This is a genomic window from Pseudomonas sp. MPFS (assembly GCF_022537035.1).
Lineage (GTDB): Bacteria > Pseudomonadota > Gammaproteobacteria > Pseudomonadales > Pseudomonadaceae > Aquipseudomonas > Aquipseudomonas sessilinigenes.
Map to the genome: position 1 here is coordinate 5,800,006 of NZ_CP066123.1, position 17,083 is coordinate 5,817,088.

Here is a 17,083-nt window from a genome sequence, read left to right on the forward strand (position 1 = left end):
ATTAAGCCTGTTCCAACGAGGTTTCAACACGGGTAGCCGGGATCTTCTTCTCCGATACCAGACGCTTGTGCTGCTCGGCTTCGATGCGCTCGATCGTCTCGACCGGCACCATGTAGCCTTGATCATCACGGGCAGCGTGGATCGCGAAATAGATCACGGTGCCGGCCAGGCTCGCGATGGCCATCCACCAGATGTGCCAGATCATGGCGAAACCGAACACGGTCAGCAGAGCCCCCATGACCAAACCGGTAGCGGTGTTGTTGGGCATGTGGATCGGCTGGTAGCGGCCAGGCTGCTCGTAGGCAGTGCCGTTTTCCTTGGCTTCGGTGAACGGATCGATACCTTCGGCTTTCGGCAGTACCGCGAAGTTGTAGAACGGAGGTGGCGACGAGGTCGACCATTCCAGGGTGTGGGCATTCCACGGGTCGCCCGATACACACATGTTCTGCTTGCGATCACGCACGCTGACGTACAGCTGGATCAACTGGCAGGCGATACCCACAGCGATCAAGACTGCACCCACCATGGCGACGTACAGGTACGGCACCCACTCTGGGTTGGTGGTGGCGTTCAGACGACGGGTCATACCCATGAAGCCCAGTGCATAGAGCGGCATGAACGCGACGAAGAAGCCCGAGATCCAGAACCAGAAGGCAGCCTTGCCCCAACCTTCATGCAGCTTGAAGCCGAAGGCTTTCGGGAAGTAGAAGCCGAAGCCGGCGATGTAACCGAATACCGCACCGCCGATGATCACGTTGTGGAAGTGCGCGATCACGAACAGGCTGTTGTGCAGAACGAAGTCGGCACCCGGGATGGCCAGCAGTACGCCGGTCATGCCGCCGATGGCGAAGGTCACCATGAAGCCCAGGGTCCACAGAACCTGGCTGGTGATGCGCAAGCGGCCGTGGTAGATGGTGAACAGCCAGTTGAACAGCTTCACCCCCGTCGGGATCGAAATCAGCATCGTCGCCAGGCCGAAGAAGGCGTTGACGCTGGCACCCGACCCCATGGTGAAGAAGTGGTGCAGCCAAACCATGAAGCCCAGGATCGAGATCGCGCCGGAAGCGTAGATCATCGAATGGTGGCCGAACAGGCGCTTGCCGGAGAAGGTCGAGATGACTTCAGAGAAGATACCGAACGCCGGCAGGATCAGGATGTACACCTCGGGGTGACCCCAGGCCCAGAACAGGTTCACGTACATCATTGGATTGCCACCAAGTTCATTGGTGAAAATGTGGAAATCCATGTAGCGGTCAAGCGTCAGCAGCGCCAGGGTAGCGGTCAGGATCGGGAACGAAGCCACGATCAGCACGTTGGCCCAGGTGCAGGTCCAGGTGAAGATCGGCATGTCCATGATCTTCATGCCCGGGGTACGCATCTTCAGTACGGTGGCCAGGAAGTTGACCCCCGTCAGCGTTGTCCCTAGACCTGAAAGCTGTAGCGCCCAGATGTAGTAGTCCATACCCACGCCAGGACTGTATTGCAGGCCCGACAGCGGCGGATAGGCAACCCAGCCGGTCTTGGCGAATTCGCCAACACCCAGGGACAGGTTGATCAGCACGACGCCGGAAACCAGCAGCCAGAAGCTCAGGGAGTTGAGGAATGGATAGGCCACGTCGCGAGCGCCGATCTGCAGCGGCACGACGAGGTTCATCAGGCCGGTGAAGAATGGCATCGCCATGAAGATGATCATGATCACACCGTGGGCGGTGAAGATCTGGTCATAGTGTTCAGGTGGCAGGTAACCAGGCGAACCCTCGGTGGCCAGGGCCAGCTGGGAACGCATCATGATGGCGTCGGCAAAACCACGCAGCAGCATGACCATGGCGACGATGATGTACATCACGCCGATTTTCTTGTGATCGACCGAAGTCAGCCACTCGGACCACAGGTAGGTCCATTTCTTGAAATAGGTGATACCCGCGACGACCGCCAGACCACCCAGCGCGATCATGGCAATGGTGACCATGACAATCGGCTCGTGGAACGGTATCGCGTCCAGACTTAATTTACCAAACATCGTTTACTCCTCTGCCCCGGCAGCTGAATGCGAGCTCATGTCCATTCCCTGCGAAGTGGCCACTTCTTTCTCTTTCTTCTCGTGCTTGAGCGGCTTGCCTGGAGTCATACCTTCATACTTGTCGACGATGGTCTGGAACAGGTTTGGCGCGTACGAGGAGTAGAGCTCCACAGGGTTGTTCTGGCTTGGCTTGGAAAGGGCCGCGTATTCAGCTGTGTCCAGCTGTTTAGGTGCCTTCTTGACTTCGTTTACCCAGGCGTCGAACTCTTCCTGGCTGGTTGCGATCGCTTTGAACTTCATGCCGGTGAAACCCGCGCCGCTGTAGTTGGCGGAGATACCTTCAAGTTCGGTGTTCTGGTTGGCAATCAGGTGCAGCTTGGTGGTCATGCCCGCCATCGCGTAGATCTGGCCGCCCAGGCCCGGGATGAAGAACGAGTTCATCACGGTGTCGGAGGTCACGCGGAAGTTGACCGGGGTATGGGCCGGGAACACGATCTTGTTGACGGTGGCGATCCCTTGATCGGGATAGATGAACAGCCACTTCCAGTCCATCGCGACCACTTCGATGGTCACCGGCTTGACGTCGGACTCCAGTGGACGATACGGATCCAGGGCGTGGGTCGACTTGTAGGTCACATAGCCCAGGGCAATGATGATCATGATCGGCACGGCCCATACGGCCACTTCGATCTTGGTGGAGTGGGACCACTTCGGTGCGTAGGTCGCGTCCTTGTTGGAAGCGCGATATTTCCAGGCGAAGGCGAAGGTCATGATAATGACCGGTACCACCACCAGCAGCATCAGAATGGTTGCAGTGATGATCAGGTTTCGTTCATCCAGACCAACCTGACCCTTGGGATCAAGCAAGGTCCATTTGCAGCCTCCCAGCATCAACATGCTGAGCAGCGGCAATAAGCCTAGTAATCTGGGGTACCTGTTTTTACTCATCTCACGACCTCTAAAGCAGCTTGCGCAATGCAGTTGGGTTTTGATCGCCAACACTTCACCCTGCCAAGGGTTGGCATTTTTCTTCAATTGAATAAGGGCCTGCCCGTTGCGTGAAACGCTCAACGACACATCCCGGGCTAGCAGTGGTTCTTATTCGATCTCGTGGTCAAAGGCCTTGTTACAGACCAATTCCATTTGGTGCGGAAGTTAGGAAGGCGCCGACACCTGCAGTCGCATGGAGCGCTCAATCCACTCCTCGACCATCCTCGTGTGCTCAGGGGTGAGCAGCGTCGGAAATTCAGTGCGGGCGATTGTAGATATGTCGCGTTTTATAAACCATGTCTTATCCCGAAATAATTTTTATCGCTGACCGCAACAATCCCACATGATTGTTACGAAGCCGCCGAATCATATCGATTTTCATTCGCAACAAAAACCCCAAAAAAGCCCCTCATGCCCCCCTACCCCGGGGGTCTTAAAAACCGCTGAAAGCCGCCATCCATATGCCTCAGCCCTTATAAAACGGGGTCTGTGAAGAATTGTATAGATAGCAGGCTATGGTTTTTTGCGGTCCTGTCGACGTGCACAAACTGACAGGCACAGATTGAACCAGTCAGGTAATTTGCAGTCTCTTGAAACCATTCCCCCGCCCCTCTGCGACAGCGGCAGTGTGACAACATGTCGCACTTTTGTTGCGCCCACGCTTGTCACAAATCACCACCTTGCCGGTCACCTCGTGTCCGACAAAAAAGCCCCGGCCCCTGTGGAGGGGCCGGGGCTTTTCGAAGGGATCAGTAGCTTTGCTTGCGGTTGCGCACCACGCCCAGCGGCACCAGGATCACCGTCAGCACGAACGCCAGCAACGCCCACTGGGCCAGGGACAAGCCCAGGATCGGCGGGTACGGCGTGGAGCAGAAACCGTCGACCTGGAAGCCCAGGGGAAAGATGCTCGCCAGCGGCAGGCTATCGACGATCGGCTGCAGCACATCGATGCCGCAACTCACCGCCGGGTAGAACTGGGTATACACATGGTGCCCGGCCACTCCGGCGCCGGCGATGGCGCAGATGACCACCAGGGTCTCCATGATGGTGACCCCCCGCCGCGAGCTGAGGGCCGCGCCGATGAAGGCGAAGATCGCGATCAGCAACAAGGCATAGCGTTGCAGGATACACAGCGGGCAAGGCGCCTCGCCCAATACCACCTGAATGTACAGGGCACCGCCGATCAGTGCCAGGCAGATAACCCCCAGCAGCACCAGGAAGCGCCGTTCACGTCCCAAACGCAGTCTGTCGTCACTCATCCCTATTCCTTTTTCTGTGTGTTGCAGCGGCCCGCCCGCCTCTAATCGCGGCGGCGCGCTGTGAAATTGCCAAATGGCCGGTTCGCCGTCGCAGTGCCCGGAAGTCTACACGCTGAACATGACCTTTGAATGCACGGCTTGCCCGCTGCAAGCCAAGGCCTGCCGGGCGAGCGACGGAATCGAACGGATCGCCCTGGCCATCGCGTCCCGGACGATATCGCAGGAAATTAACGACAGGCAGGTTAAGTCGGGATTAACGCGCCAGCCACCCTTTCAAGGTTGGCCAATGGCTGGGGAAATTGCCGATGCCCCAAGGCTCCTGGAGGACAGGAGCAGGTAGGCGGGTAATGCTGTAGGAGCGAGACTTGCCCGCGATGGACTTCAGAGCGCTGGGTTTATCCAGTGAACACGCGCTAGCGTTAACCACCATCGCGAGCAAGCCTCGCTCCTACAGGGAATCACCTTCCTTGACTGATCGGCATTACGGCAGGTGGGAGGGTTATTCCAGGGCCGCGGCCGGGCCGAAGAACTCGTAGCGGCTCTGCTGCTCAGGAATGCCCAGGGCCTTCAGGTGGCGCTTGATCGCGGCCATGAAGCCCTTGGGCCCGAGGAAGTAGGCATCCAGGTCGCGCTGCTCGGGCAGCCACTGTGCCAGCTGGTCCTGGGTCAACAGGCCCAGGGTGTCGGCCGCCGGGCTGACGCCATCATCCTCGGCATAGCAATAGAAGCGCTTGAGCTGTGGATAACGCGCGGCCAGGGTATCGACCCACTGGCGGAAGGCATGCACCTGGCCATTGCGCGCGCAGTGGATAAAGTGCACCGGGCGCTCGGTGGCCAGGGCTGCCTCCAGCATCGGCAGGGTCGGGGTGATGCCGACGCCCCCACTGATCAGCACCAACGGCTTGTCGCTGGCCTGGAGGGTGAACTCCCCGGCAGGCGGGAACAGCATGATGCTACTGCCCACCGGACATTGGTCATGCAGGTAGTTGGACGCCACGCCACCGGCCTCGCGCTTGACGCTGATGCGGTACTGGCCCTGGTCGGACAATGCCGACAGCGAGTAATTGCGGCGAATTTCCTGGCCATCGATGAACAGCTGCAGGCCGATGTACTGGCCCGGCTCGGCGGCGAGGATCGCCCCCTGGTCTGCCGGCTCGAAATACAAAGAGGTGATTTCCGCACTTTCTTGCACCTTGCGCACCAGCTTGAACTCCCGGGCCCCACGCCAGCCACCCGGCGCCTGGGCTTTCTGGTCATAGATGGCACCCTCGCCGCCAATCAGGATATCCGCCAGTTGGTTGTAGGCTGCTGCCCAGGCGTCGATCACCTCCTGGGTGGCGATCTCGCTGCCCAGCACTTCCGAGATCGCCCGCAACAGGCAGGTCCCGACGATCGGGTAGTGCTCGGGCAAGATCTGCAAGGCAACGTGCTTGTTGATGATCTTGGCGACCAGGTCTCCCAGTTGGTCGAGCTGGTCGATGTGCCGGGCGTACATCAGCACGCCATTGGCCAGGGCCCGGGGCTGGTCGCCGCTGGCCTGGTGGGCTTGGTTGAACAGCGGGCGGACTTCTGGATACTCCGAGAGCATCATCCGGTAGAAATGGGTGATCAGGGCCTCACCACCGCTTTCCAACAGCGGGACGGTGGATTTGATGATGGCGCGATCTTGGACGCTTAGCATGGGACAACTCCTGGACTTATGACTGCTTGCAGGTTCCCCTTGTCCAATCAGTATTCGTGCCAAGATAAAAATTATTTAAATTCAATATCTTATGAACATAGTAGTCATAAAGACTTCAATAGATTTATAGTCGCATCGACTACAAGGAGTCATTATGACTGCAAAAGCCCTGCTCACCACCCTGCTACCCCTGGTCACCGACCTGTCACGGGAATTGCCGGAAGGCGAACGCTATCGACGCCTGCTGGAGGCCCTGCGCGTGCTCTTGCCTTGCGATGCCGCCGCGCTGTTGCGCCTGGATGGCGAGTGGCTGGTACCGCTAGCCGTCGACGGCCTGAGCACCGACACCCTGGGCCGGCGCTTCAAGGTCAGCGAGCACCCACGTTTCGCCGCGTTGCTGGCCAGCCCGGGGCCAACCCGCTTCGCCAGCGACAGCCAGCTACCCGACCCTTACGACGGCTTGGTGGAAGGGCTCGATGAGCACCTGGAAATCCACGACTGCATGGGCTGCCCACTGTTCGTCGACGAACGCCCATGGGGCCTGCTGACCCTCGATGCACTGGACCCGCAACGCTTCGAACCCATCGAACTGGATGCCCTGCAGGCCTTCGCCAGCCTGGCTGCGGCCACGGTCAGCGCCGCCGAACGCATCGAGCGCCTGGCCCTGCGCGCCGAGAACGAGCACCAGCGCGCGGAGGTCTATCGCCAGGCCAGCGGCCAACACCGGGAAATGATCGGCCAGAGCAAGGCCCACAAGCACCTGATGGAAGAAATCGCCCTGGTGGGCAGCAGCGACCTAACGGTGCTGATCACCGGTGAAACCGGGGTTGGCAAGGAGTTGGTGGCCCAGGCTATCCATGCCGCCTCGCTGCGCGCCGAGCAGCCGCTGATCAGCCTCAATTGCGCGGCACTGCCCGACACCCTGGTGGAAAGCGAGCTGTTCGGCCATGTCCGGGGGGCGTTCACCGGGGCCACCCAGGATCGCCGGGGCAAGTTCGAACTGGCCAATGGCGGCACCCTGTTCCTCGATGAAGTGGGTGAGTTGTCACTGACCGTACAGGCCAAGCTGCTGCGCGTGCTGCAAAGCGGCCAGTTGCAGCGCCTGGGCTCGGACAAGGAGCATCGGGTGGATGTGCGCCTGATCGCCGCCACCAACCGCGACTTGGCACAAGAGGTACGCAACGGTCGCTATCGTGCCGACTTCTACCACCGCCTCAGCGTGTACCCGCTACGGGTACCATCCCTGCGCGAACGAGGACGCGACGTCTTGCTGCTCAGCGGCTACTTCCTGGAACAGAACCGCTCACGCATGGGCCTGGGCAGCCTGCGCCTCAACGCCGAGGCCCAGGCAGCCTTGCTGGCCTACAACTGGCCGGGCAACGTCCGCGAACTGGAGCACCTGATCGGCCGCAGCGCCCTCAAGGCCCTGGGCAACTGCCGTGAGAGACCGCGGATTCTCAGCCTGGATGCCCAGGACCTGGACCTGCCCCTGGCCAACGAAAGAGCGGCCATTTCCCCTGACCTCGTCTGCGAAGCATTGCCTGCGCCAGCCCCCCATGGCGACCTGCGCCTGGCTACCGAGCACTACCAGCGCCAACTGATCGAAACCTGCCTTGAACGACACCAGCACAACTGGGCCGCGGCCGCCCGTGAGCTAGGCTTGGACAGGGCCAATCTCAACCGCCTGGCCAAGCGCCTGGGCCTGAAATGACTCCCGGCCCAGGTCATCGCTGGGCCGGCAGCACAGGCACGTACAGGCCGTGACACTGACTCAAGTGAGCGGGTAATCCGACTAAAGCCTGCCCTGAAAGCGTCGATAACCCGTTATCAATGGTTGTCCGTGGTTCGAACCACGCGCCAATTTTTCAAGAAGAAGGTTTTTATGTCCTCCAACAAAGCCCGCGCAGATTCGCTTTCGCTTCTGCTGTTTACCTTGCGCAGCGGCAAGCTGATGGCAATCAACCTGCTTAAAGTCAGTGAAATCATTCCCTGCCCGCCGCTGACCAAGCTGCCGGAATCCCACCCCCATGTGAAAGGCATCGCCACCTTGCGCGGCAACTCGTTGTCGGTGATCGATCTCAGCCGGGCCATCGGCGAGCGTCCCCTGGCTGATCCGGATGCCGGTTGCCTGATCGTCACCGACGTCAGCCGTTCCAAGCAGGGCCTGCATGTGCAGGCCGTGAGCAAGATCGTGCATTGCCTGACTACCGATATTCGTCCGCCGCCCTACGGCTCGGGCGGCGTCAGGTCCTACATCACCGGCGTAACCCAGGTCGACGGGACCCTGGTCCAGGTGCTGGATATCGAGAAAGTGATCCACGGCATCGCCCCGACCCAGATCGAAATGGCCCCCACCGAGCTGAGCATGGAAGACGCCGAGGTCCTGGGCAACGCGCGCATCCTGGTGGTGGACGACAGCCAGGTGGCGCTGCAGCAGTCGGTGCACACACTGCGCAATCTCGGCCTGCAATGCCACACCGCCCGCAGCGCCAAGGAAGCCATCGACTGCCTGCTGGAACTGCAAGGCACAGCCAACGAGATCAACCTGATCGTCTCGGATATCGAAATGTCCGAGATGGACGGTTACGCCCTGACCCGGACCCTGCGCGAGACCCCGGATTTCGCCCACCTGTATGTGCTGCTGCACACCTCCCTGGACAGCGCGATGAACAGTGAGAAAGCGCGCCAGGCCGGGGCCAATGCGGTGCTGACCAAGTTCTCCTCGCCGGAGCTGACCCGTTGCCTGATCGATGCAGCCAAGGCGATCGCCGCCCAGGGAGGTTGAGTCTTGGAGGAACGCTACTGCCTGTTGATGCGCCGTGACCTGACCGGCCCGCAACTCGCTCCCCAATGGCCGGCCGGGGTCAGCCTGCAGTCCTACAGCCTGGAACTGGCGCCCCAGGTGCATCACTTGATGCAATTGGGCTACCTGGATGGTGGCGGTCGCGTCCCGGACCTCGATACCTGGCGCAAGGCCTTCGAGACCGATGCCGAATACGATCCCGATCTGTGCCTGGTGCTCCTGGAGGCCGGGCACGTGATAGGCGTTGCCCAGTGCTGGACCAGCGCCTACCTCAAGGACCTGGTGGTGCATGCCGACGCCCGTGGCCGAGGCCTGGGCCGGGCCCTGCTGCAACAGGTGTTCGTGATGTTCGCCGAACGCCGGGAAGAGCGGCTCGATCTCAAGGTGCTGGAAGACAACCTGCGCGCCCGCCGCCTGTACGACAGTGCCGGCATGCAAGTGGTCCGCCGCGAGCTGGTGCCATAGGCAAACTTACGCCGACACGCACGGCCTGTAGCCACTGCTGAGCCTGCGAGGCCGCGACCAGACCCGCAAGACCTTCGCCCTCCCCTCCTGTCGCCGAGCGCAGCCTGCGGCAGCAGCTATACAAAGCACAAACCTGCGGCGGCAGCGAACCACAGGCCGTCGCCGGGGTCCACCTGGGTATCACGCCTTGAGATCTCGCCCCATGAACCACAAGACCCTGGCCCTGCTTTGCCTCGGCGCCATTTGCGGCACAGCCCATGCTTCCAGCGACCAGGCCTGGGCCGAGCTGGAGCAGGCCATGCAGCGCGCCTGCATCCAGGCCAGCGGCTTGAAAAACCCCAAGCTGCTGGGCAACAGTGCGCAGTTCGACGACCAGGTCGGCTATAGCGCCCTCTTGCTCCAGGGCCAGTATCCACAGAAGCACATGCAGGGTCGCAGCGGCATCGAGCTATGCCTGTACCACCGGTCAAGCCGCAAGGCGGTGGTCAGTGAGTGGGACGCCATCCGCCCGGCGCTCAAGGCCCGCTGACTGGCGCATAACTTGCTTCGCCAGGGGTTTCCACGGCGTCGGGCAACAGAAAAACGACGCGCCCTATCGATCCACTCTGGTTGCTCGTGCCATGAACACTCGGTTTTCCTGCGTAGGCTGTGGCAAGTGCTGCCACGACCACCATGTCCCCCTGACTCTCACCGAAGCCCGCGCCTGGGCGGCCGATGGCGGCCAGGTGATCGTGCTAGTGGAGGCCTTCCTGGGCAATGGCCTGGGTTTGCCGGAGCAACAGCGAGAACATGCCCAGCGCCGTTCCTGTCGTGTGCCCAGCGGCACCACCGATGCCTATGTAGCGATCACCTTCGCGGCCTATAACGTCGGCCCCTGCCGGAATCTTGACGAAGACCAACTGTGCCGCATCTATGAACGTCGGCCGTTGGTGTGCCGCATCTACCCCATGGAGATCAACCCACACATTCCTCTGGCCCCCACGGCCAAGGATTGCCCGCCGGAATCCTGGGAACAGGGCCCGCAGTTGATCCTCGGCGGGCAACTGGTGGATGAGGAACTGGCCGGGCTGATCCAGCGCTCGCGCCAGGCCGACCGTGATGACATCCAGCTCAAGCAGGCCATTTGCGCCCGCCTGGGCATTCGTACCACGGCGCTCAAGGGCGATGGTTTTACCGCCTACCTGCCGGACATGGGCGCCCTGGCCAATGCCATCGACCAGATCCAGGCCGAACCTTCGGCGCAGGCGGAACAAACCTGGCGCTTCCACCTGTCCGGCGAGCAAGTGGCCACACAGGTGGCGGCCAGCGGTGCCCAGGTGGTCAGCGACACGCCCCTGGACTACGCCTTCATCCCGCTGCGGGCAGCCTGAAGCCTGCGACTTCGAGCACCGGCGCGGGCTTCAACCGCGCTTGTGCCAGAACTCCAGCGCCAGCTGCCGCAAATCTCCCGCCAACCCGGCCACATCCCCGGAATTGACGTGGCTGAGCTGGCCGGCGTTGACCGTGGCTTCGCAGGCACTGCGAATGCCGATGATGTTGCGGTTGATGTCCTCGCTCACCGCGCTCTGCTCTTCCACCGCCGCGGCAATCTGCAGGCTCATCTCGGTGATCTGGTTCACCCGCTGGCTGATGCCGTCCAGGGCCACCGCCGCGCGCTGGGCCTGATCGACGCTGCTCTCCACATGCTGGCTGCTGTGCTGCATGGCCTCCACAGCATTGCGCGCGCCGTTTTGCAGGGTGCTGATCATGCGCTGGATCTCGTTGGTGGAATCCTGGGTACGCTGGGCCAGACCGCGCACTTCGTCGGCCACCACGGCAAAACCACGGCCCTGCTCCCCGGCTCGCGCGGCCTCGATCGCCGCATTCAGGGCCAGCAGGTTGGTCTGCTCGGCGATGCTGCGGATGACCTCCAGCACCCCGGAGATATCCGTACTGTGGCTTTCCAACTGATGGATGACCTCGGTGGCTCGCTCCAGCTCGCTGGCCAGGCGCAACACCGCGCTGCGGCTTTCCCCCACCAACTGGTGGCCTTCACGGGTTTCGCTCTCAGCCTGGTCGGCAGCCACCGAAGCCTGCTGGGCATGGGTCGCCACCTCCGCCACGCTGGCCGCCATCTGGTGGATGGCCGCCGCCACCTGGTCGGTTTCCGCCTGCTGCTCCAGGGTGCTGTTGTGGCTGCTGTGCAGGTGTTCCACCAGTTCCGCCGCATGCCCGGCCAGGCGCTGGGAAGCATCGCCGATCCGCCCCACCACTGCGCCCACTTGGGCCTCGAGCATCTGCAGGGCGAACTCGATACGCCCGAACTCATCGGCGCGCCCGGTATAGATGCCCTGGCTCAAGGGGTTGTCGCCAATCTGCCGGGCCCGTTCGGTGAGCCGCTGCAGCGGCCGCAACTGCCAACCAATGCCGGTAGCCCCCAGGCAGCAGCCCAGGGCCACGGCCACTCCCTGGTACATCCACGATTGCGGCAATAACCACACCGAGACCCCGAAAGTGCCGATGAAGCTGGCGCTGATCCAGGCCCACAGACGCAGGCGCAGGCTCATCACCGGCAGCAGGTTCCACCAGGACGGGCCTGGGGTGTTCAGGCGCCGATAAGCCCGCTCCGCGGCCTCCACCTGCTGCGCACTGGGCTTGGTCCGTACCGATTGATACTCCACCGCCTGGCCATCGCGGGTGACCGGCGTTACGTAGGCGCTGACCCAATAATGATCACCGTTCTTGCAACGGTTCTTCACCATGCCCATCCAGGAGCGGCCACGCTTGAGGGTCCGCCACATATGGGCAAAGGCCGCCGACGGCATGTCCGGATGACGCAACAGGTGATGGGCAGAGCCCAACAATTCTTCACGGCTGTAACCACTGATCTTGATGAAATCAGGGTTGGCGTAGGTGATCGCGCTAGTCAGATCGGTGGTCGAGAGGATGTTCGCATCAGGGGCAAAGTCCACGTTTCGCCCAGTAACCGGAAGGTTGATCTTCATGGATAGTGCGCTCGTAATTGTTGGGTGGAGTCAGCAGGGCTGCTGACTCTAAGCGCACTGAAAGCACAAATACTGATCCAGCTCAGGTTTAAAGCAATTAGCCATCATCGTGCTTGAAAAGCATAAATCGCTGCTTTATCCGCGATTGTCGGCGATCTCAGCGTTTTCCCATGGAGCGTCGAGTGCCCGGAGGCGCTACACCGGGGGTCTTGGCGTGATAGTCGCCAGCACCCCCCTGATACCCGGTCTGGCGGGCATTCTTGGCTGCCATGAACTGCGATGGCTTGAAAGGAAACTTGAACGCCGGGATCGCAGTCTTGCCGTCGCTGTCGCTGGCGACCGGCTCAGCCGCAGGCTCGGTGTGCGAAGCCTCATGGGGATCGGGCTGTACGGGGGATGTCATGGAAACTCCGGGGAGATAGGGCAGGCCGGCCCAGGAACAGGCCAGGGGAGCGGCAGTATACCTGTGCAGCGCAGCACTTTGAGCGAGCCGCCAGCCCCCATGAAGGACTTTTCTGACAGCGCTGACAGCCAGCCGTCACCGTGCTGACCCGATCACCGGGCTATAACTGTGCACAGATCATGGCCATCCTTCCGACATCATCGCTCCCGGCGCCCTACTCCCATGCCCACTACCAAGAAATCCGTCGTCTGCGCCGTCCTGCTCGTGGCCCTGGCCGCGGGTGCTGCGTGGTTCCTGAACAAGCCGGTGACCACCAGGCTAGCCACTCCCACGGCGATTCCGGTGCGGGTGGTGCAGGTGACCCGCCAGGATGTACCGCGCTACAGCAGCGGTATCGGCTCGGTGTTGTCACTGCACAGCGTGGTCATCCGGCCACAGGTGGATGGCATTCTCACCAAGTTGCTGGCCAAGGAGGGGCAGCTGGTCAAGGCCGGCGACCTGCTGGCCAGCATCGACGACCGTTCGATCCGTGCTGCCCTGGACCAGGCGCGGGCGCAACTGGCGCAGAACCAGGCACAGTTGCAGGTGGCCCAGGTCAACCTCAAGCGCTACAAGCTGCTGTCGGTGGACGACGGTGTATCCAAGCAGACGTATGACCAGCAGGTCGCCCTGGTCAACCAGCTCAACGCCACGGTCCAGGGCAACCAGGCAGCCATCGATGCTGCCCAGGTCCAACTGTCCTATACGCAGATTCGCTCCCCCGTTTCCGGCCGGGTCGGCATTCGCACCGTGGATGAAGGCAACTTCCTGCGCATGACGGACAGCCAGGGCCTGTTCTCAGTGACCCAGATCGACCCCATCGCCGTGGAGTTCTCCCTGCCCCAGCAAATGCTGCCGACCTTGCAACGCCTGCTCCGGGCCCAGGACCCTGCGGCAGTCAGGGTCTACCAGGGCGCGGACAGCGACAGCCCCGGAGCATTACTGGGCAACGGCCACCTGACCCTGATCGACAACCAGGTCGACAGCGGCACCGGCACCATCCGCGCCAAGGCCGAGTTCGACAATGCCCAGCAGGTGCTCTGGCCCGGGCAACTGGTGACGGTGAAGATCCAGACGGCCCTGGACCAGGGCGCGCTGACCGTGCCACCGACGGTGGTCCAGCGCGGCCTGGAGCAACACTTCGTGTACCGGCTCAAGGGCCAGCAGGTAGAGGCCGTCCCCGTACAAGTGCTGTACCAGGACAGCGCCCTGAACATCATTTCCGGTGTCCAGGCCAGCGACCTGCTGGTCAGTGACGGCCAGTCGCGACTCAAGCCCGGCTCCCAGGTCCAGGTACTGAGCGATCCGCCCCAAGTAGCCCAGGCCGCGGAGTCCAAGCCATGAAGGGCCAAGGCTCGATCTCCGCCTGGTGCATCGATCATCCGGTCGCCACCGTCCTGCTGACCTTTGCCCTGGTATTGCTGGGCCTGATCGCCTTCCCACGGCTGCCGGTGGCGCCACTGCCGGAGGCCGAGTTCCCCACCCTCCAGGTTTCCGCCGCCCTGCCCGGGGCCAGCCCGGACACCATGGCCTCCTCGGTGGCCACGCCGCTGGAAGTGCAATTCAGCGCCATTCCCGGCATGACCCAGATGACCTCCAGCAGCGCCCTGGGCACGTCCCTGCTGACCTTGCAGTTCACCCTGGACAAAAGCATCGATACCGCGGCGCAAGAAGTGCAGGCGGCGATCAACACCGCGGCCGGCAAACTGCCCAAGGACATGCCCACCCTGCCGACCTGGAAGAAGGTCAATCCCGCCGACAGCCCGGTGCTTATCCTCAGCATCAGCTCCACGCAAATACCCGGGACCGAACTGAGCGACTACGCCGAGACCTTGCTGGCCCGGCAACTCAGCCAGATCGACGGGGTCGGCCAGATCAACATCACCGGCCAGCAACGTCCGGCCATCCGGGTCCAGGCCTCGGCGGACAAGCTGGCAGCCATCGGCCTGACCCTGGCCGACATCCGCCTGGCGATCCAGCAGACCAGCCTCAACCTGGCCAAGGGCGCGCTGTACGGCGAGTCGAACATTTCCACCCTGTCCACCAACGATCAGTTGTTCCATCCCGAGGAATACGGCCAGCTGATCGTTTCCTACAAGAATGGCGCACCGGTACGCCTGCAGGATGTGGCCCGGGTGGTCAACGGCCCGGAAGACGCCTATGTCCAGGCCTGGTCCGGCGACCAGCCCGGGGTCAACCTGGTGATCTCGCGCCAGCCAGGCGCCAATATCGTCGAGACCGTGGACCGCATCCAGGCGGCCCTGCCTGGCCTGGAGGCGATGCTGCCGGCCTCGGTGCAGGTCAAGGTGCTGGTGGACCGCACCCAGACCATCCGCGCCTCGCTGCATGAGGTGGAGGTCACCCTGCTGATCGCCGTGCTGCTGGTAGTGGCGGTGATGGCGCTGTTCCTGCGCCAGTGGTCGGCGACCCTGATCGTCTCGGCGGTGCTGGGTGTGTCCCTGACCGCCAGTTGCGCGCTGATGTACGTGATGGGCTTCAGCCTGAACAACCTGACCCTGGTGGCCATCGTCATCGCCGTGGGTTTCGTGGTGGACGACGCCATCGTGGTGGTGGAAAACATCCACCGCCACCTGGAAGCCGGCGACGGCATGCGCGAGGCGGCGATCAAGGGCACCGGGGAGATCGGCTTTACCGTGGTGTCCATCAGTTTCTCCCTGGTGGCGGCATTCATTCCGTTGCTGTTCATGGGCGGCGTGGTGGGGCGGCTGTTCAAGGAGTTCGCCCTGACCGCCACCTCGACCATCATGATCTCGGTGGTGGTCTCGCTGACCCTGGCTCCGACCCTGGCAGCGCTGTTCATGCGCGCTCCGGTACATCCGCCCCATAGCAAGCCGGGCTTCGACGAGCGCCTGCTGGCCCTGTACGAGCGTGGCCTGCGCAAGGCCCTGGCGCACCAGAAACTGATGCTGGGCATCTTCGGCCTGACCCTGGCCATGGCGATCGCGGGCTACGTCCTGATTCCCAAGGGGTTCTTCCCGGTGCAGGACACCGGTTTCGTCCTTGGTACCACCGAGGCTGCGGCGGATATTTCCTACCCGGACATGGTGAAAAAACACCAGGCCCTGGCCGAAATCGTCGCCGCCGATCCCGCGGTGCAGGCGTTCTCCCATTCGGTGGGGGTATCGGGCAGCAACCAGACCATCGCCAACGGCCGGTTCTGGATCTCGCTGAAAAAACGCGGCGAGCGAGACGTCTCCGCCAGCGCCTTCATCGATCGCATCCGCCCGCAATTGATGAAGGTGCCGGGAATCACCCTCTATCTGCGGGCCGGCCAAGACATCAACCTCAGCTCCGGTCCGAGCCGTGCCCAGTACCAGTACGTGCTCAAGAGCAACGACGGTGCGACCCTGAGCACCTGGACCCAGCGCCTGACCGAGAAACTGCGTGGCAACCCGGCCTTTCGCGATATTTCCAACGACCTGCAACTGGGCGGCAGCATCACCCACATAGAGATCGACCGGGTCGCTGCAAGCCGCTTCGGCCTGACGGCCAGCGATGTCGACGAGGCGTTGTACGACGCCTTCGGCCAGCGCCAGATCAACGAATTCCAGACCCAGGTCAACCAGTACAACGTGATCCTCGAACTCGACACCCGGCAACGGGGCAAGGCCGAGAGCCTCAGCTACTTCTATCTGCGCTCGCCGCTGACCGGGGAAATGGTCCCGCTCTCGGCCCTGGCGCGCTTCGATCCACCCACCGTGGGGCCGTTGTCGATCGCCCACGACGGCATGTTCCCGGCGGCCAACCTGTCGTTCAACCTGGCCCCCGGCGTGGCCCTGGGCGACGCGGTGATCCTGCTGGACCAGGCCAAGAGCCAGATCGGCATGCCAGCCTCCATCAGCGGCAACTTCCAGGGGGCAGCCCAGGCGTTCCAGAGCTCCCTGGCCAGCCAGCCCTACCTGATCCTCGCCGCGCTGGTGGCGGTCTACATCATCCTCGGGGTGCTGTACGAAAGCTTCGTGCATCCTTTGACCATCATTTCCACCCTGCCCTCGGCGGGCCTGGGCGCCTTGCTGATGCTCTGGCTGTGTGGCCAGGACTTCTCGATCATGGCGCTGATCGGCCTGGTACTGCTGATCGGCATCGTCAAGAAAAACGGCATCCTGATGATCGACTTCGCCCTTGAAGCCCAGCGCCAAGGCGGCCTGGCGCCTCAGGAAGCGATCTACCAGGCCTGCCTCACTCGCTTGCGCCCCATCATCATGACCACCCTGGCCGCCCTGCTCGGCGCCTTGCCCCTGATGCTCGGCTATGGCACTGGCGCCGAACTGCGCCAGCCCCTGGGCATCGCCGTGGTCGGTGGCCTGCTGGTGAGCCAGGCGCTGACGCTGTTCACCACGCCGGTCATATACTTGTGGCTCGAGCGGCTGTTCCACCGGCCCCGGCCGGCCCTGTTGCCGGCAACCAATACCTGAGGC

Annotated in this window: 13 protein-coding genes and 1 pseudogene; 8 read left to right on the forward strand and 6 right to left on the reverse strand. The window is 62.4% G+C overall.

Annotated features, from left to right (window positions below):
• Nucleotide 1: 1 nt before the first annotated feature.
• Both cyoB and cyoA read right to left on the reverse strand, forming a co-directional pair.
• Nucleotides 2–2,020 (reverse strand): cytochrome o ubiquinol oxidase subunit I, encoded by a 2,019-nt coding sequence (gene cyoB, locus I9018_RS26540; protein ID WP_068588657.1) that lies wholly within the window; start codon nucleotides 2,018–2,020, stop codon nucleotides 2–4.
• A 3-nt stretch (nucleotides 2,021–2,023) separates the two neighbouring features.
• Nucleotides 2,024–2,968, reverse strand: a complete 945-nt coding sequence (cyoA, locus tag I9018_RS26545) for a ubiquinol oxidase subunit II (protein ID WP_068588654.1) — start codon at nucleotides 2,966–2,968, stop codon at nucleotides 2,024–2,026.
• Nucleotides 2,969–2,995: 27 nt separating this feature from the next.
• Here cyoA and I9018_RS32805 point away from each other — a divergent pair.
• Nucleotides 2,996–3,190 (forward strand): annotated as a pseudogene (locus I9018_RS32805) (hypothetical protein); the annotation flags it as partial.
• A gap of 569 nt (nucleotides 3,191–3,759) precedes the next feature.
• Here I9018_RS32805 and I9018_RS26550 read toward each other — a convergent pair.
• Together I9018_RS26550 and hmpA are read right to left on the reverse strand one after the other, a co-directional pair.
• Nucleotides 3,760–4,269: a disulfide bond formation protein B gene (locus I9018_RS26550; protein ID WP_241107926.1), complete on the reverse strand. Its 510-nt coding sequence runs from the start codon at nucleotides 4,267–4,269 to the stop codon at nucleotides 3,760–3,762.
• A 499-nt stretch (nucleotides 4,270–4,768) separates the two neighbouring features.
• A complete protein-coding gene (gene hmpA, locus I9018_RS26555; protein ID WP_241107927.1) occupies nucleotides 4,769–5,950 on the reverse strand; it encodes an NO-inducible flavohemoprotein in 1,182 nt (393 codons plus the stop codon).
• Between the two features lie 154 nt (nucleotides 5,951–6,104).
• Between hmpA and norR the strand changes: the two genes are divergently transcribed.
• The 5 genes from norR (at nucleotide 6,105) to I9018_RS26580 (ending at nucleotide 10,588) form a co-directional block, all read left to right on the forward strand.
• On the forward strand, nucleotides 6,105–7,661 hold the full coding sequence (norR, locus tag I9018_RS26560; RefSeq protein WP_241107928.1) for a nitric oxide reductase transcriptional regulator NorR: 1,557 nt from the start codon (nucleotides 6,105–6,107) through the stop codon (nucleotides 7,659–7,661).
• Between the two features lie 171 nt (nucleotides 7,662–7,832).
• Nucleotides 7,833–8,735 (forward strand): chemotaxis protein, encoded by a 903-nt coding sequence (locus I9018_RS26565; protein ID WP_068588639.1) that lies wholly within the window; start codon nucleotides 7,833–7,835, stop codon nucleotides 8,733–8,735.
• 3 nt (nucleotides 8,736–8,738) lie between these two features.
• A complete protein-coding gene (locus I9018_RS26570) occupies nucleotides 8,739–9,218 on the forward strand; it encodes a GNAT family N-acetyltransferase (protein WP_241107929.1) in 480 nt (159 codons plus the stop codon).
• 202 nt (nucleotides 9,219–9,420) lie between these two features.
• Nucleotides 9,421–9,747, forward strand: coding sequence for a hypothetical protein (locus I9018_RS26575; RefSeq protein ID WP_241107930.1), 327 nt, complete (start codon nucleotides 9,421–9,423; stop codon nucleotides 9,745–9,747).
• A 91-nt stretch (nucleotides 9,748–9,838) separates the two neighbouring features.
• Nucleotides 9,839–10,588 (forward strand): YkgJ family cysteine cluster protein, encoded by a 750-nt coding sequence (locus tag I9018_RS26580; protein WP_241107931.1) that lies wholly within the window; start codon nucleotides 9,839–9,841, stop codon nucleotides 10,586–10,588.
• Nucleotides 10,589–10,618: 30 nt separating this feature from the next.
• On the opposite strand, the gene I9018_RS26585 is transcribed toward I9018_RS26580, so the two are convergent.
• Together I9018_RS26585 and I9018_RS26590 are read right to left on the reverse strand one after the other, a co-directional pair.
• Complete coding sequence (locus I9018_RS26585) at nucleotides 10,619–12,202, reverse strand: PAS domain-containing methyl-accepting chemotaxis protein (protein ID WP_241107932.1); 1,584 nt, start codon at nucleotides 12,200–12,202, stop codon at nucleotides 10,619–10,621.
• A 157-nt stretch (nucleotides 12,203–12,359) separates the two neighbouring features.
• Nucleotides 12,360–12,605, reverse strand: coding sequence for a hypothetical protein (locus I9018_RS26590; RefSeq protein ID WP_241107933.1), 246 nt, complete (start codon nucleotides 12,603–12,605; stop codon nucleotides 12,360–12,362).
• A 222-nt stretch (nucleotides 12,606–12,827) separates the two neighbouring features.
• On the opposite strand from I9018_RS26590, the gene I9018_RS26595 reads away from it, so the two are divergent.
• Nucleotides 12,828–13,988, forward strand: coding sequence for an efflux RND transporter periplasmic adaptor subunit (locus I9018_RS26595; RefSeq protein WP_241107934.1), 1,161 nt, complete (start codon nucleotides 12,828–12,830; stop codon nucleotides 13,986–13,988).
• A complete protein-coding gene (locus I9018_RS26600) occupies nucleotides 13,985–17,080 on the forward strand; it encodes a multidrug efflux RND transporter permease subunit (RefSeq protein ID WP_241107935.1) in 3,096 nt (1,031 codons plus the stop codon). Before I9018_RS26595 ends, I9018_RS26600 begins: the two co-directional genes overlap by 4 nt.
• Nucleotides 17,081–17,083: the final 3 nt, after the last annotated feature.

Excerpts from the sequence above, each read along its gene's own strand:
- cyoB (WP_068588657.1), bottom strand. The coding sequence starts at position 2,020 with ATGTTTGGTAAATTAAGTCTGGACGCGATACCGTTCCACGAGCCGATT.
- cyoA (WP_068588654.1), bottom strand. The coding sequence starts at position 2,968 with ATGAGTAAAAACAGGTACCCCAGATTACTAGGCTTATTGCCGCTGCTC.
- I9018_RS26550 (WP_241107926.1), bottom strand. The coding sequence starts at position 4,269 with ATGAGTGACGACAGACTGCGTTTGGGACGTGAACGGCGCTTCCTGGTG.
- hmpA (WP_241107927.1), bottom strand. The coding sequence starts at position 5,950 with ATGCTAAGCGTCCAAGATCGCGCCATCATCAAATCCACCGTCCCGCTG.
- norR (WP_241107928.1), top strand. The coding sequence starts at position 6,105 with ATGACTGCAAAAGCCCTGCTCACCACCCTGCTACCCCTGGTCACCGAC.
- I9018_RS26565 (WP_068588639.1), top strand. The coding sequence starts at position 7,833 with ATGTCCTCCAACAAAGCCCGCGCAGATTCGCTTTCGCTTCTGCTGTTT.
- I9018_RS26575 (WP_241107930.1), top strand. The coding sequence starts at position 9,421 with ATGAACCACAAGACCCTGGCCCTGCTTTGCCTCGGCGCCATTTGCGGC.
- I9018_RS26580 (WP_241107931.1), top strand. The coding sequence starts at position 9,839 with ATGAACACTCGGTTTTCCTGCGTAGGCTGTGGCAAGTGCTGCCACGAC.
- I9018_RS26585 (WP_241107932.1), bottom strand. The coding sequence starts at position 12,202 with ATGAAGATCAACCTTCCGGTTACTGGGCGAAACGTGGACTTTGCCCCT.
- I9018_RS26590 (WP_241107933.1), bottom strand. The coding sequence starts at position 12,605 with ATGACATCCCCCGTACAGCCCGATCCCCATGAGGCTTCGCACACCGAG.
- I9018_RS26595 (WP_241107934.1), top strand. The coding sequence starts at position 12,828 with ATGCCCACTACCAAGAAATCCGTCGTCTGCGCCGTCCTGCTCGTGGCC.
- I9018_RS26600 (WP_241107935.1), top strand. The coding sequence starts at position 13,985 with ATGAAGGGCCAAGGCTCGATCTCCGCCTGGTGCATCGATCATCCGGTC.